The organism is Frateuria sp. sgz306004 (genome assembly GCF_057750885.1).
The window spans coordinates 459911-474338 of the sequence record NZ_JBYLFE010000004.1 but is presented as its reverse complement, the minus strand read 5'-3'; the positions used below and the strand labels follow the sequence as shown (position 1 = coordinate 474338).

General features: G+C 63.0%; 11 protein-coding genes. 9 read left to right on the top strand and 2 right to left on the bottom strand.

Annotation, left to right across the window (positions count from 1 at the left end):
- Nucleotides 1-41: 41 nt before the first annotated feature.
- Together AC3G2C_RS11215 and AC3G2C_RS11210 are read right to left on the bottom strand one after the other, a co-directional pair.
- A complete protein-coding gene (locus AC3G2C_RS11215) occupies nt 42-2060 on the bottom strand; it encodes an oxidoreductase (RefSeq protein WP_488384685.1) in 2019 nt (672 codons plus the stop codon).
- Between the two features lie 726 nt (nt 2061-2786).
- Nucleotides 2787-3044, bottom strand: coding sequence for an acyl-CoA-binding protein (locus AC3G2C_RS11210; RefSeq protein ID WP_488384684.1), 258 nt, complete (start codon nt 3042-3044; stop codon nt 2787-2789).
- 83 nt (nt 3045-3127) lie between these two features.
- On the opposite strand from AC3G2C_RS11210, the gene cmk reads away from it, so the two are divergent.
- The 9 genes from cmk (at nt 3128) to AC3G2C_RS11165 (ending at nt 13692) form a co-directional block, all read left to right on the top strand.
- Entirely contained in the window at nt 3128-3838 is a 711-nt protein-coding gene (cmk, locus tag AC3G2C_RS11205) for a (d)CMP kinase (protein WP_488384683.1), read from the top strand.
- 169 nt (nt 3839-4007) lie between these two features.
- Nucleotides 4008-5681: a 30S ribosomal protein S1 gene (rpsA, locus tag AC3G2C_RS11200; protein WP_038617080.1), complete on the top strand. Its 1674-nt coding sequence runs from the start codon at nt 4008-4010 to the stop codon at nt 5679-5681.
- Between the two features lie 70 nt (nt 5682-5751).
- The gene (locus AC3G2C_RS11195) at nt 5752-6039 is read left to right on the top strand and encodes an integration host factor subunit beta (RefSeq protein ID WP_488384682.1); all 288 of its coding nucleotides are present in this window, start codon (nt 5752-5754) and stop codon (nt 6037-6039) included.
- Between the two features lie 179 nt (nt 6040-6218).
- A complete protein-coding gene (locus AC3G2C_RS11190; RefSeq protein ID WP_488384681.1) occupies nt 6219-6488 on the top strand; it encodes a LapA family protein in 270 nt (89 codons plus the stop codon).
- Nucleotides 6485-7660 carry a lipopolysaccharide assembly protein LapB gene (lapB, locus tag AC3G2C_RS11185; protein WP_488384680.1) on the top strand — a complete coding sequence of 392 codons (1176 nt, stop codon included), beginning with the start codon at nt 6485-6487 and terminating at the stop codon, nt 7658-7660. Before AC3G2C_RS11190 ends, lapB begins: the two co-directional genes overlap by 4 nt.
- Before the next feature lie 7 nt (nt 7661-7667).
- A complete protein-coding gene (locus AC3G2C_RS11180) occupies nt 7668-8699 on the top strand; it encodes an MraY family glycosyltransferase (RefSeq protein ID WP_488384679.1) in 1032 nt (343 codons plus the stop codon).
- Nucleotides 8686-10581 (top strand): polysaccharide biosynthesis protein, encoded by a 1896-nt coding sequence (locus tag AC3G2C_RS11175; protein ID WP_488384678.1) that lies wholly within the window; start codon nt 8686-8688, stop codon nt 10579-10581. The genes AC3G2C_RS11180 and AC3G2C_RS11175 overlap by 14 nt, the downstream gene beginning before the upstream one ends.
- A complete protein-coding gene (galU, locus tag AC3G2C_RS11170) occupies nt 10582-11454 on the top strand; it encodes a UTP--glucose-1-phosphate uridylyltransferase GalU (protein WP_488384677.1) in 873 nt (290 codons plus the stop codon).
- Between the two features lie 378 nt (nt 11455-11832).
- Nucleotides 11833-13692 (top strand): autotransporter family protein, encoded by a 1860-nt coding sequence (locus tag AC3G2C_RS11165; protein WP_488384676.1) that lies wholly within the window; start codon nt 11833-11835, stop codon nt 13690-13692.
- Nucleotides 13693-14428: the final 736 nt, after the last annotated feature.

Sequence of the window (14428 nt, the reverse complement as noted above, 5' to 3'; positions counted from 1 at the left end):
GCGGCCCGGGGCGGGCTGCGCCAGAGTGGATCGCCGCAGGCTTAGAGGGTCGCCGCCAGGCGGGTACCCTGGTCGATGGCGCGCTTGGCATCCAGTTCGGCCGCCACGTCGGCGCCACCAATCACGTGCGTCTTTACACCGGCGGCGAGCAGGGCGTCGGCCAGTGCGCGATTGGGCTCCTGGCCCGCGCAGACAATCACATTGTCCACGGGCAGTAGCTGGGGCTTGCCGTCCACGCTGATGTGCAGGCCCTGTTCGTCGAAGCGGTTATAGGTGACGCCGCCGAGCATGGTGACCCGCTTGGCCTTGAGCGTGGCCCGATGCACCCAGCCCGTGGTCTTGTTGAGGCGTGCGCCGGGGCGGCCTTCGCTGCGCTGGAGCAGCCACACCTGACGTGCGGGGGCTTCCGGTTGGGCGGGAGCCAGGCCGCCACGCGTTTCGAGCTGGCGATCCACGCCCCATTCGCGCGTCCAGCGCGTGACGTCGAGCGTGGGTGAGGGCGCATGCTCCACCAGGAACTCGGCCACATCAAAGCCAATGCCGCCGGCGCCGATGATGGCTACGCGCTCGCCGACGGGAGCATTGCGCGCCAGCACATCGAGATAGCTGAGTACGCGCGGATGATCGCTGCCGGGGAAGCTCACCTTGCGAGGTGTGATGCCCGTGGCCACCACCACCTCGTCGTAGCCCTGCCCGGCGAGCGCGGTAGCCTCCGTGCGCTCGCCCAGACGCAACGACACGCCAGTGTCTTCCAGGCGGTGACGGAAGTAACGCAGCGTCTCGTGGAATTCCTCCTTGCCGGGGATGCGCTTGGCGTAGTTGAACTGCCCGCCGATGTCGCTGGCTTGATCGTGCAGCGTCACGGCGTGACCGCGCTCGGCGAGCGTGCTGGCGCAGGCGAGGCCGGCCGGGCCTGCGCCGACGACGGCGATGCGCTTGCGGGTGGCGGTCGGCGCGATGGTCAGCTCGGTTTCGTGGCAGGCGCGCGGATTGAGCAGGCAGCTGGCACGGCGGTTCTGGAACACGTGATCCAGGCAGGCCTGATTGCAGGCGATGCAGGTGTTGATGCGTTCGCTGCGTCCCGCTTGCGCCTTCTTCGCCCACTCCGGATCGGCCAGCAGCGGGCGCGCCATCGACACCATGTCCGCTTCACCGCTCGCCAGGATCTGCTCGGCCACCTCGGGCATGTTGATGCGATTGGTGGTGATCAGCGGGATGGCGACCTCACCCTTCAGCTTCTTGGTGACCCAGGCAAAGCCCGCGCGGGGCACGCTGGTAACGATGGTGGGGACACGCGCCTCATGCCAGCCGATGCCGGTGTTGATGATGCTGGCGCCGGCCGCTTCGATAGCCTTGGCGAGCGTGACGATTTCGCTCCAATCCTGGCCACCTTCCACCAGGTCGAGCATCGACAAGCGGTAAATGATGATGAAGTCGCGGCCCACGGCTTCGCGCGTGCGCCGCACGATCTCGATGGCAAAGCGCATGCGGCGGTTGGCGTCGCCACCCCAGGCGTCGTTGCGCTGGTTGCTGCGCGCGGCCAGGAACTGGTTAATCAAATAGCCTTCCGAACCCATGATTTCCACGCCGTCGTAGCCGGCGTCCTGCGCGAGCCGGGCGCAGCGCACGAAGTCTGCGATGGTGCGCTCGACGCCGCGCGCGGAAAGCGCTTTGGGCGTAAACGGCGTAATGGGTGACTTGATTTTGGACGGGGCGACCGACAGCGGGTGGTAGCCATAGCGCCCGGCATGCAGGATCTGCATGCACAGCTTGCCGCCCTCGGTGTGCACCGCACGGGTGAGCTTGCGATGCCGGGCGACATGCCACGGCATGGAGAGGCGTCCGCCAAAGGGCTTCAGCCACCCCTGGATGCTGGGCGCAATGCCGCCAGTCACCATCAGGCCCACGCCGCCGCGCGCCCGCTCGGCGAAGTAAGCGGCCAGCTTGTCGTAGTCACTGGCCTTGTCTTCCAGGCCGGTGTGCATGGAGCCCATCAAAATGCGGTTGGGCAGGGTGGTGTGCCCAAGATCGAGCGGGGAGAACAGGCGAGAGAAGGACATGGCGACCGTCGATCAGTTCAAACGATCGTATGAATGTGCCTGCGGGAGGCGTTTGAAAGCAAGTGGCTGAGGCGTTGGGCTTGCGCGAACGCGAGATCGCCCCCCCTTGTTCGTCATCCCAGCGAATGTTGGGAACCAGTGCCATTCCGATCGTCATGCAGGTGACACGCCGCTGGATCCCGGCGTCCGTCGGGATGACGATGGGGCTTGGGTCGTTCAGGTTTCGACCCGTCAAGCGAGTGCTTGCTCAGGCCGCGCCAGTGGCTGATGTGCTGGAGTTGTGCGCCGCGAAATCCCCTCCCTGTTCGTCATCCCAGCTGATGTTGGGATCCAGTGCCATTCCGGTCTTCATGCAGGTGACACGTCGCTGGATCCCGGCGTCCGCCGGGATGACGATGGGGCTTGGGTCGCTCAGGTTTTGACCGGTCAAGCGAGTGCTCGCCCAGGCCGCGCCAGTGGCTGACGTGCTGGCGTTGTGTACCGCGACATCGCCCCTTTGTTCGTCATCCCAGCGGACGCTGGGATCCAGGGCCATTCCGGTCGTCAGGCAAGTGACACGTCTCTGGGTCCCGGCATCCGCCGGGATGACGATGACGGGGCGAATGCGTTTGGATGGTGCCGGCTTCGGCCGGCCAAGCGAGTGCTAGCTCAAGCCGCTGCTATCCATGGTTGCTTGTGCGTTGGGTGCGCGCCGAAGGCGGAGCCTGACTTAAGCGAGGCCGGCCCTCAGGCCAATAGCTCCTGCACCAGCTCGATATAGCCCTGCATGGCGTCGTCTTCCGACATGCCGCGCAATTGCGCCCAGGCCTCGTACTTGGCGGTGCCGATAAAGTCGAAAAAGCCCGGCTGCTCGCCGTGGACGTCGCCTTCCGAGCCTTGTTTGTAGAGCGCGTAGAGACGCAGGAGCGTGTCGTTATCCGGCCGCTGTTCAAGCCCTTGTACATCTTCGGCGGCTTGTTCGAATTCGCGGCGCAGATCATTCATGGTATGGACGTGCATGGGCCTGACGGACTGGCAAAGGGCAAAAGGACATCCCGCGTTCCGTGCGAGGGGCAACGCGATAGCATATGCGTTTTCCCTTGCCGCCGTCAGGAGCCCCCATGAGTGCATCGTCCGTCCCCGTATTGACCATTGACGGACCTTCGGGATCGGGCAAGGGCACCATCAGCCGCCGCGTGGCGGAGGCATTGGGTTGGCGCCTGCTCGATTCGGGGGCGTTGTACCGAGCCGTGGGCTATGCCGCGGGCGCTGAGGGCCTGGACCTGTCCGACGCCGAAGCCGTGACCCGGTGCGCCCAGACCACCAAGATCCGCTTCCAGGCCGCCACCGATGGCAGCGACACCCGGGTCCTGGTCAATGGGCACGACGCCACCGACGAATTGCGCACGGAAACCGCGGGCGCGGCGGCCTCGGCGATTGCATCGATTCCTTCGGTGCGTCAAGCACTTGTGGACATGCAGTTGGCTTTTAGGAAGGGGGCCGGCCTGGTTGCCGATGGTCGCGATATGGGCACCGTCATCTTCCCGGACGCCCCGTTCAAGGTGTTTCTTACCGCCAGTGCCGCCGAGCGCGCCAAAAGGCGCTATAAGCAGTTGAAGGAAAAGGGTCTGAGCGTTACACTTACCACCCTTCAGCGCGAGATCGAAGCGCGCGACGCCCGTGATGCCTCACGAACGGTCGCGCCGCTCAAGCCGGCCGCCGATGCGGTGTTCATCGACACCACTGGCATGGGTATCGACGATGTCGTGGCGAAAGTATTGGCTGTCGTGCGGCCCTGATCGGGTCGTCGACGGCTTTTGGTGCCCCTGGCTGCGGCCAGGGGTTGTGGTTCAACGGTGCCAAGGGCGAGTCCCGCGACACCCATAACCGGTGGGCCGACGGTCCGTGCGACGAGCCTTTTGACGGCCCGCACAGGGCTCAAGGCCTTTTATCATTTCTGGAATCAACATGACTGAAAGTTTTGCCGAGCTGTTTGAACAGAGCCAACAGGCCATCTCCAAGCTGAAGCCGGGCGCCATCGTCACGGGTATCGTTGTGGAAATCCGCAACGACGTCGTCGTGATCAACGCTGGCCTCAAGAGCGAAGGCATCGTCCCGATCGAGCAGTTCAAGGACGAGAGCGGAGAGCTGGAAGTGCAGGTTGGCGACGAGGTGAAGGTTGCCCTCGACGCCCTGGAAGACGGCTTCGGCGAGACCAAGCTCTCCCGTGAGAAGGCCAAGCGTTCCATGGTGTGGGACGACCTCGAGCAGGCCTTCGACAAGGAAGAGACCATCACCGGCAAGATCTCCGGCAAGGTCAAGGGCGGTTTCACCGTCGACATCAAGGACGTCCGTGCGTTCCTGCCGGGCTCGCTGGTGGACGTGCGTCCGGTCCGCGATCCGGTTTACCTGGAAGGCAAGGACCTCGAGTTCAAGATCATCAAGCTCGACCGCAAGCGCAACAACGTTGTGGTCAGCCGCCGCGCCGTCGTCGAGACCGAGTTCTCCGAGGAGCGCGAGAAGCTGCTTGAGCGCCTGACCGAAGGCGCAGTGGTCAAGGGCACGGTCAAGAACCTCACCGACTACGGCGCGTTCGTGGACCTGGGCGGTATCGACGGCCTGCTGCACATCACCGACATGGCGTGGAAGCGCGTGCGTCACCCGTCCGAAGTCGTCAACGTGGGCGACGAGCTGGATGTGCGCGTGCTCAAGTACGACCGCGAGCGCAACCGCGTTTCGCTGGGCCTCAAGCAGCTGGGCGATGACCCGTGGGTCGCCATTGCCCGCCGCTACCCGGTCGGCAGCCGCCTGTTCGGCAAGGTCTCCAACGTCACCGATTACGGCTGCTTCGTTGAGATCGAGCCGGGCGTGGAAGGCCTGGTCCACGTGTCCGAAATGGACTGGACCAACAAGAACGTCAACCCGGCCAAGGTGGTGCAGGTCGGCGACGAGACCGAAGTGATGGTGTTGGACGTGGATGAAGAGCGTCGCCGCATCTCGCTGGGTATCAAGCAGACCCGCTCGAACCCGTGGGAAGCTTTCGCCGCCATGCACAAGAAGGGCGACAAGGTGTCCGGTCAGATCAAGTCGATCACCGACTTCGGCATCTTCATCGGCCTGGACGGCGGCATCGACGGTCTGGTCCACCTGTCCGACATCTCCTGGCAGGCCTCGGGCGAAGACCTCGTTCGCAACTTCAAGAAGGGCGACGAGATCGAAGCCGTTGTGCTCGCCGTGGATCCGGAGCGCGAGCGCATCTCCCTCGGCATCAAGCAGATGGAGCAGGATCCGTTCGGTCAGTTCATGGCCACCAACCCGCGCGGCACCATCGTCAATGGCACCGTGAAGGAAGTGGACGCCAAGGGCGCAGTGATCGACCTGGGCGAGGGCGTGGAGGGTTACCTGCGCGCCAACGACATCGCCAAGGAGCGCATCGACGACGCCACCCAGCACCTGAAGGTGGGCGACAAGGTCGAAGCCAAGTTCACCGGCATGGACCGTAAGGGCCGCCAGCTGCAGCTGTCGATCCGCGCGAAGGACGAAGAAGAACTGCACGATGCCATGGCCGAGTACTCGAACGCCTCCGGCGGCACGACGAAGCTCGGTGCGCTGCTCAAAGAGCAGCTCAACAAGGCTGACTAAGCAGTAGTAGCAGGAATGCGGGGCGACGCCCAGTCGCCCCGCGGTTTCACGTCACGGACATTGGGGACCCATGACCAAATCCGAATTGATTGAGGCGCTGGCACGGCGCCAGACCCACCTCGCGTTCGCCGATGTGGAGTTGGCCGTCAAAAGCGTCATCGAGCAGATGAGCCAGGCCCTGTCCAATGGCGAGCGTATCGAAGTCCGCGGTTTTGGCAGCTTTGCACTGCACTACCGTCCGCCGCGCATGGGGCGCAACCCCAAGACCGGCGATGCGGTAGCGCTTCCGGGCAAGCATGTCCCGCACTTCAAGCCGGGCAAGGAACTGCGCGAACGCGTCAATATGAATCTTGAGTAATGCCTCTCACGAGGTAGGGCTGCAGAGTCTTCGGAAGGCAGGCGACGGTATGTCGATCCTGCCTTCTTTTTATGCGGTGGCGTGCGGCCCCAGTGTTTGGGCGGTACCTCTTGGCAATTTCTGAAACTAAGCCAAACGTGTGCCTGTGCCGCATAGCGGCAATGGGTTAAAGTCGCGCCATGCGATTGATCGTCACGCTGATTCTCCTGCTATTCGTGGCTGCCGGCATCGTGCTGGGGGCGCTCAATGCCGATCTGGTCGGTTACGACCTCGGCTTTGCGCGCATGGAGCTACCCAAAGGCGCGGCACTTCTGGCGGCGCTGGTTATCGGCTGGCTGCTGGGTGGCCTCACAGCCTGGCTCGGGGTCAGCACGCGGCACCGCCGTTTGCGTCGCCAAGCGACGGCCGAGGCGCGAGGCAAGGCCAAGACGTCCGCGGCTGGTGCATGAGCGCGCTGCTTTACGTCCTTGTCCTGCTTGTACCCGCAGCCTTCGCCAGTGGTTGGTGGACGGCTAAACGAGCGGGTGCGCGCCGCTCCGGTGCGCAAGTCAGTGAGCTTTCCTCCGATTATTTCCGTGGCTTGAACTACCTGCTCAACGAGGAGCAGGACAAGGCCATCGAGGTATTCCTCAAGCTCGCCGAATACAACCGCGACACCGTGGAAACCCACCTGGCGCTGGGCAACCTGTTCCGTCGACGCGGTGAGGTGGATCGGGCCATTCGACTGCATCAGCACCTAGTGTCGCGACCGGGCTTGTCCGAAGCCATGAAGACCGTCGCACTGCTCGAGCTGGGCGAGGACTATATGCGCGCCGGCCTGCTGGATCGCGCTGAAACCTTGTTCTCCGACTTGGTGGCCATGGATGCCCATGCGCCCTCCGCCTTGCGCCACCTCATTGCCATCTACCAGCACGAACGCGATTGGCACAAAGCCATCGAGCATGCGCGTCGCTTGGAGGCCATGACCGGTGAGGACGAGTCGGGCATGATCGCCCAGTTCTATTGCGAGCTCGCCGAACAGTCGCGCCAACACGGCGCACGGCAAGAAGCACGCGAGTATCTGCGCCAGGCGTTTGCCTGTCAGTCCGATTGCGTGCGTGCTTTCATGCTTACTGGTCGTCTTTACGCCGAAGAAGGGCTGCACACGGAGGCAGCCAAGGTCTACGAACAGGCCGTCGAAGCGGATATCGCCTTCGTGCCCGAGATCCTGCCGCCGTTGCTCAACAGCTATGCCCGCTCTCAGCAGATGGAGCATGCCGAGCATTTCCTGCGCGACATTCTGGAGCGCTACCACGGCATATCGCCGGTGCTGGCACTCACCCGGTTGTACCAGCAGCGCGACGGTGATCGTACGGCCATCGACTTCCTCACCTCCCAGTTGCGCCAGCGACCGTCAGTGCGTGGGCTGATGGCCTTGATCGACGCCACCATGGACAAAGTGGAAGGTGAAGCGCGAGAGAACTTCCTGATTCTGCGCGACCTCACCAAGAAACTGCTGGAAGGGCAGGCCATGTATCGCTGCAGCCGCTGCGGTTTCGGCGCCAAGGCGCACCACTGGCAGTGCCCCAGTTGCAAGAGCTGGAGCACGATCCGTCCGATTCACGGTGTGGCCAACGAATGAGGCGCGGATGAGTTTCAATGCGCTGGCGTTAGGGATGGTGCTGGCATCGCTGTTGATCGCCACCGTAGTTGTTCGCGGTGCGATTGCCTATGCACTCCGCCGCAACATCATGGATCTGCCCGGGCAGCGTCGCTCCCACACCATTCCCACGCCACGCGGCGGTGGCATCGGCATCGTGGTCGCGGCTGTGCTGACGGTGCCTCCCAGTCTTTGTACATTCGCCGCGCCATGGCCCTTATCCATGGTTGTGGGGCTCGCCTTGGCCACCCTGCTGGTGGCGGCTGTGGGCTGGTGGGATGACCACCGCCCATTGCCCGTACTACCCCGCTTCTCCGTGCAACTGCTGTCGGCCGGGCTCATTGCCGCGGCGTTGTCACTGGATGGATTGTCCTGGTGGTGGCTGCCCATCTTGGTCCTGGCCGGCGGGTGGAGCATCAACCTGCACAACTTCATGGACGGCATCGATGGCCTGCTGGCTCAGCAGGTGATCTTCGTCAGCACCGGGCTTGGACTGCTCGCCCTGTCGACCGGGCAGCAGTCCTTGGCAGTGGCGGCGGTGTGCCTGGCGGCGGCGGCCCTGGGGTTTTGGTTCTTTAATCGCCCGCGAGCCCGCATTTTCATGGGCGATGTGGGTAGCGGCACCATGGGGCTGCTTTTGTTTGCCATGACAGCTATGTTGTGGCGAGTCGATACCCGGTTGCTGTGGCCGGCCTTGATCCTCAGTTCATCTTTTGTAGCGGACGCTACCCTTACGCTGTTAAGTCGTATGGCAAGCGGTCGCCGTTGGTACACTGCGCATCGCGAACACCTTTACCAGTGGTTGGTTCGCAGTGGGTTCACGCATGCCACGGGAGGGGCGTGCTATCTGGCATGGAACCTGGTGGTCGCGGCGCCTCTGGCCGTGGTTGCCTGGAACTGGCCGGCGGGGGCGGTACCTGTATTCGCAGGCACCTACCTGATAGCGATTGCCGCCTGGATATTCATGAAGCGCCAATGCTTGAGGCGCGTTTTGCACAAGGGCCGACATGTCGCTTCGTAAACTCATCGGCGTCATCCATCCTCGCATGGCCGTGGTGCTCCACGACCTGCTGATGGCGGCGCTTGCCTGGTGGGTGGCCAAGGCCCTGCGCTATGCCTTGATCGACACCGCAGGCATCAGCTTCCATGTGCTCGAGTTTCCCCTGGTGCTGCTGGTACAGGGCGCCGTGCTCAGCTGGACAGGGCTGTACAAAGGCGTCTGGCGTTTCGCCAGCCTGCCAGACTTGTGGAACATTCTGCGCGCTGCCGTACTCGGCGCGCTCGCCATCGCCGCTGCGCTGATGCTCTACAACCGCCTGGACGATGTGCCGCGCTCGGTACTGCTGTTGTATCCGGTGGTGTTGTCGGTGCTGCTGGGTACGCCGCGGCTTACCTATCGCTTCTGGAAGGACAGTCGCGTCGACCTGTTCAAGGCCAAGCCGATGCAGCGGGTGCTCATTGTCGGCGCCGATCGCGCCGGCGAGGCACTGTCGCGCGATTTGCAGCGCGATAACGGCTACACCGTGGTGGGTTTCGTCGACGACAAGGAAAGCCTGCGCGGCGCCAGCATCAACGGCCGCCCCGTGCTGGGGCGCGTGGACCAAATCCCCGAGCTGGCGCGCGAAGTGGCCGCTCAAATGCTGCTGATCGCCATGCCTGCGGCCAGCACGCAGGAAATGCGCCGCGTGGTCGAGCTGTGCGACCGCAGTGGCCTGCCATACCGCACGGTGCCCAAGCTTGAGGATGTCGTCTCCGGTCGTGCGCACTTCAACGAGATCAAAGAGGTCGCCATCGAGGACTTGCTCGGTCGCGACACAGTGGAGCTGGATTGGACGGCCATCCGCGTCACGCTCACCGGCCGCCGCGTGTTGGTGACCGGCGGCGGCGGTTCCATCGGCTCCGAGCTGTGCCGGCAAGTCGCACGGCTGGGCGCCCAGTCGCTGTGCGTGGTGGATAACAGCGAATTCAATCTCTACAAGATCTCGCAGGAGCTTCGCTCGGAATACCCCGAGCTGATCTATGAAGCCATCCTCGCCGATTGCGGCGACCCGGCGGCCATGCGCAAGCTGTTCGGCGAGTACAAGCCGCAGGTAGTGTTCCATGCGGCCGCCTACAAACACGTGCCCATGCTGCAGGGGCAGCTGCGTTCGGCGTTCCGCAACAACGTGCTCGCCACGCGCAATGTGGCCGACCTGGCCGACCGCCATAACGTGGAGTGCTTCGTGCTCATCTCCACCGACAAGGCGGTCAACCCCACCAGCGTCATGGGCGCCTGCAAGCGCCTGGCCGAGATCTGGTGTCAGAACCTCAACGAGCGTTCGCAGACCCACTTCATCACCGTGCGGTTTGGCAATGTGCTCGATTCGGCTGGTTCCGTGGTGCCGTTGTTCCGCCAGCAGATTCGCAATGGCGGGCCAGTCACCATCACGCACCCGGAAATCTCGCGTTACTTCATGACCATTCCCGAGGCCTGCCAGCTCATCCTGCAGGCGGCCAGCCTGGGCAAGGGTGGCGAGATCTTCGCGTTGGACATGGGTGAACCCATCAAGATTCGCGACCTGGCCGAGCAGATGATCCGCCTGGCCGGTCGCAAGCCCGGCACCGAAGTGCCTATCGTCTACACCGGGCTGCGTTCGGGCGAGAAGCTTTTCGAAGAATTGTTCCACCCGCTGGAAAACTACATCGAGACCACGCACGCGAAAATATTCCTCGCACAGTACCGCCCAGTGAAGTGGGATCAGCTGAACATCCAGATGGCCAAGGCCGCGGACGCCGTAGCCGTCTACGATGAAGACATGCTGCGCCATTGCGTTTCCCAGCTGCTTCCCTCGTTCCGTTGGAGCGAGGCGCCGCAGCCGGACAACGTGGTGGCCTTGCGCCGCAATGAATCAGGAGACAAGTAAGTGAGCAAGCCGTTGCGCAAAGTGGTTTTCCCGGTCGCTGGCCTGGGTACGCGCTTTCTTCCGGCCACCAAGGTGGTGGCCAAGGAAATGTTGCCGGTGCTGGATCGTCCGCTCATTCAGTACGCCGTGGACGAAGCCGTGGACGCCGGTGCGGACACGCTGATCTTCGTGACCAATCGCTACAAGCACGCCATTGCCGACTATTTCGACAAGGCCTACGAACTGGAAGCCAAGCTCCAGGAGAAGGGCAAGGACGAGCTGCTGGCACTGGTGCAGGGCACGCTGCCCAGGCACGTGCGTGCCATCTTCGTTACCCAGCCCGAAGCACTGGGCCTGGGTCATGCCGTGCTGTGCGCCAAGCCGGTGGTGGGTGACGAGCCTTTCGGTGTGGTGCTGCCGGACGACCTGATCTGGAACAAGGGCAAGGGCGCGCTGCGGCAGATGGCGGAGCTTTCTGCCGCACAGGATGCCGGCGTCATCGCCGTGGAAGAGGTTCCGCCGAGCGACACCGACAAGTACGGCATCGTGGATGCCACTCCGGTGGACGAGCGCAGTGCGCTGATCCGTCACATGGTCGAAAAGCCCAAGCCCGCCGACGCGCCATCCAACCTCGCGGTGGTGGGTCGTTATGTGCTGCCTGGCCGTATCTTCCCATTGCTGGAAGCCACCAAGCCCGGCGCAGGCGGTGAAATTCAACTCACCGATGCCATCGATGCGCTGCTCAAGGAGCAGGGCAAGGTGCTGGCCTATCGCTTCGAGGGCACCCGTTTCGATTGCGGCAACAAGGCTGGCCTGGTGCGCGCCACGATGCACATGGCCTTGCAAGATCCCAAGCTGGCGCCCGTGGTGCGCGAACTAATGGCCGGCCTGTAGCTTACGGGCAGCCCTATGCGGTCTACCGCACTGTGCCGAAACGGGCAGTGCGGCAGGCCCTCGGAATGCGCTGACGTTTCCTTCACGCACGCAGGACCGGTGTTATTTCGCGGGCGCCGTAGGGCGGCAATCCCGATCGCCAGGGGCGCAATGCGGCCATGTGAGGCGCACTGGCCATCGAGATGTCATTTCGTCCGTGCAGATGGCCCGGCTCCCGGGCATGCCTGCATATCTGCCGAGTCCCCTTTGGCGTCGACTCGGGCTGAGTCGGCTTGACGTCCCGCGGGCTCCGCTTTTCCACTTCATGCGCGAATCACTAAGTGAGCCTTGCAGCAGCCTTGAATTGGCATCGCGGCAAGGCCCGCGCAGATACGGCTCGTGTGCCCCGACGCGAGTCGACGATCGCCGGTGACGTGTGGGGGGGGCGGAGTGCCCCTGCATCGTGACGACCTACCTTCTAGGGGAGCGCCCTGCTCTGCCGGGCACCAGAATCACACCGGAGCCATTGTCTTTGATCGCTCCGATGACATTACCTATGCCAACGTGATCAGCGGAACCGGCAGTTTGACGCAGTTGGGGTCGGGAGCTTTGGTGTTACAGGGTGATCAAACCTACACCGGCCACACTAACGCGCTGGCTGGAACGCTGATCATCAACGGCTCCATTCAATCGGATACGGCGAATGTAGCCAGTGGCGCGACGTTGGCGGGCTTTGCCAACCTGTATGCGGATCTCTACAACCAAGGCACGGTGTGGCCAGGCAATCCCGTAGCTGGAGACACTCAATACGGCAGCTTCACTGTCCATGGAAACTACATTGGCCAGGGTGGCGTGCTGGCCTTGAATACCTACCTTGGTGGCGATGGCTCGCCGAGCGATCAACTCATCATAAGCGGCGGCCGCGCGAGTGGTACCACCAGTGTCCTGGTTTACAACACCGCTGCCGAAAGCAAGCCAACCAGTGGCGATGGTATTTTGGTGGTGGCGGCGGTGAATGGTGCTACCACTGACCCGGGCGCATTCAAATTGGCAGGTGAGGTGCGCAGCGGGGTGCTGGATTACCGTTTGTTCCGTGGCGATATGGATGGCTCCGCACCTGACAACTGGTATCTGCGCAATGAGTTCGTGGTGCCGCCTGAGCCGGGGCAGCCACCACCGGAGCCGGAGCTGCCCGGCACGCCTGAGCCGGAATTGCCAGTGGATCCGCCGCCGGAGGTTTTGCCGCCTGGGATTTACCCGATCATCGGGCCGGAGGTGGCAACCTATGGCCTAGTGCAGCCGGTCGCTCGCGAACTGGGCATGCTGACGCTTGGCACCATGGATCAGCGCATTGGCGACAGCGCGCTGCTGGCCTCTCGCTTGGGCAGCGGCGACAACGGGCCGTCTGCCTGGGGACGCGTGTTCGGCAAGAACATCGACAACACCTATCTGGCCTTTGCCGCGCCGAATGCCAAGGGCACCTTATCGGGTATCCAGGTAGGCGCGGACGTGTGGCAGGGCGAGCTTTGGCCCGGCCACGTGGATCGTGCAGGCGCCTACCTGGTTTACGCACACGCCAATGTGCGCGCTTATGGCTTGGTGACGAATGCCGATGCCACCGGCTACGAGATGCAGAGAACAGGCCAGATCAATCTCAACCAAACGGGGGCCGGCATCTACTGGACGCATTACGGCCCCGGCGATTGGTACCTGGATGCCGTAGCGCAGGCCAGCTCCGAACACGGAGCCACCAGCACAGATAACGCCAGGCTAAGTACCAAGGGCGTGGGCTACATGGGCTCGCTCGAATTCGGTTATCCGTTCTCGATTCCGCAACTAGGGTCCAGTTTCATTCTTGAGCCGCAGGCACAGGTGGTGTGGCAGCGAGTCCGTTTCCTCGATGCACCAGACGGCTTGGGGGAGGTGTCGCTAGGCACGACCGATGGCACGAGCGGCAGGCTGGGTGTGCGTGGCCGCTGGAATGTGGAGACAACGAAGGGCGATCTTTGGATGCCTTACGTATCTCTGGATCTTTGGCGTGACGCGGGAGGCAATTCGGTGAGTGCCTATAACGGCGTTGGCTCAGCGCCGTTACATGCGCAGGCTACGCGGCTAGCGCTCGGTGGGGGCGTCACTGGTCGATTGTTCCAGCGACTGGCCGTGTATGGCTCGCTGGGATATCAGAAGAGCGTCGGCACGACCGACAACGCCCAGCGAAAGGGCTTCAACGGTGCCGTTGGCTTGCGATATACCTGGTGAACGGTTGGTAGGTATTGGACACGAGGGCCGTGCTTGTCACCGCCCTCGTGTTCTTGCGATCACGGGCGTCAGACGTTTCTCTGCTCGGTGGCGCATTGTTTCCTCTGGCGTCCTATTTTGGGGCATGTCCCATAGCTGCGCTTGCCATCCGTTTGATTAGATGGCGTTCGGTATGTTCCCGTTCTCCATCGCACTGGATAAAGATCGAAGGTGCGGGAGAGTGTCGAAACCAATGTATGGATCAATGCGGGTAGTCGCCGCCGACGTGTGGCAGGCATCGGCGATGGAAGGTAGATAAAGAATGAATGTCATAAACGAGGCAAAGATTGCCCCATTGCTGATGGGCTTTGCGATGCTGAGCAAAACCCAGCAGGATCGGTTCATGGATGGTCTCAACCGATACGTCATGGCTTCGCCACGTCAGCGCCTAGTTCTGCGTACCCATTGGAAGACAGTGCACGAAGGGAGCCCCGTTGATATGGAGGGCACGTCGTCGCTATCGCCTGCGCGCGCAGCAGAGCGAGCCAGTGGCGCGTAAATCGAGGCGTGTGGCGTGCCGTAGCGCCAAGCACGACGCCTTCCAATAGCCGCTTGAAATGCAAGCGGCGTGTGCCGCTCGATCTTCCTGTTCGTCAAGCCATCGAACGGGCCTCCGTCGAGGTGTTGGGCGCGCGGCACGCAGGGTCGCCCTAGACGTCGAACGAGATGCATCATTCTAGGGGGTGTGGGTAACGGC

Bases quoted from the DNA above. Each gene is read 5' to 3' on its own strand.
- AC3G2C_RS11215 (WP_488384685.1), bottom strand. From the start codon at position 2,060: ATGTCCTTCTCTCGCCTGTTCTCCCCGCTCGATCTTGGGCACACCACC.
- AC3G2C_RS11210 (WP_488384684.1), bottom strand. From the start codon at position 3,044: ATGAATGATCTGCGCCGCGAATTCGAACAAGCCGCCGAAGATGTACAA.
- cmk (WP_488384683.1), top strand. From the start codon at position 3,128: ATGCGTTTTCCCTTGCCGCCGTCAGGAGCCCCCATGAGTGCATCGTCC.
- rpsA (WP_038617080.1), top strand. From the start codon at position 4,008: ATGACTGAAAGTTTTGCCGAGCTGTTTGAACAGAGCCAACAGGCCATC.
- AC3G2C_RS11195 (WP_488384682.1), top strand. From the start codon at position 5,752: ATGACCAAATCCGAATTGATTGAGGCGCTGGCACGGCGCCAGACCCAC.
- AC3G2C_RS11190 (WP_488384681.1), top strand. From the start codon at position 6,219: ATGCGATTGATCGTCACGCTGATTCTCCTGCTATTCGTGGCTGCCGGC.
- lapB (WP_488384680.1), top strand. From the start codon at position 6,485: ATGAGCGCGCTGCTTTACGTCCTTGTCCTGCTTGTACCCGCAGCCTTC.
- AC3G2C_RS11180 (WP_488384679.1), top strand. From the start codon at position 7,668: ATGAGTTTCAATGCGCTGGCGTTAGGGATGGTGCTGGCATCGCTGTTG.
- AC3G2C_RS11175 (WP_488384678.1), top strand. From the start codon at position 8,686: ATGTCGCTTCGTAAACTCATCGGCGTCATCCATCCTCGCATGGCCGTG.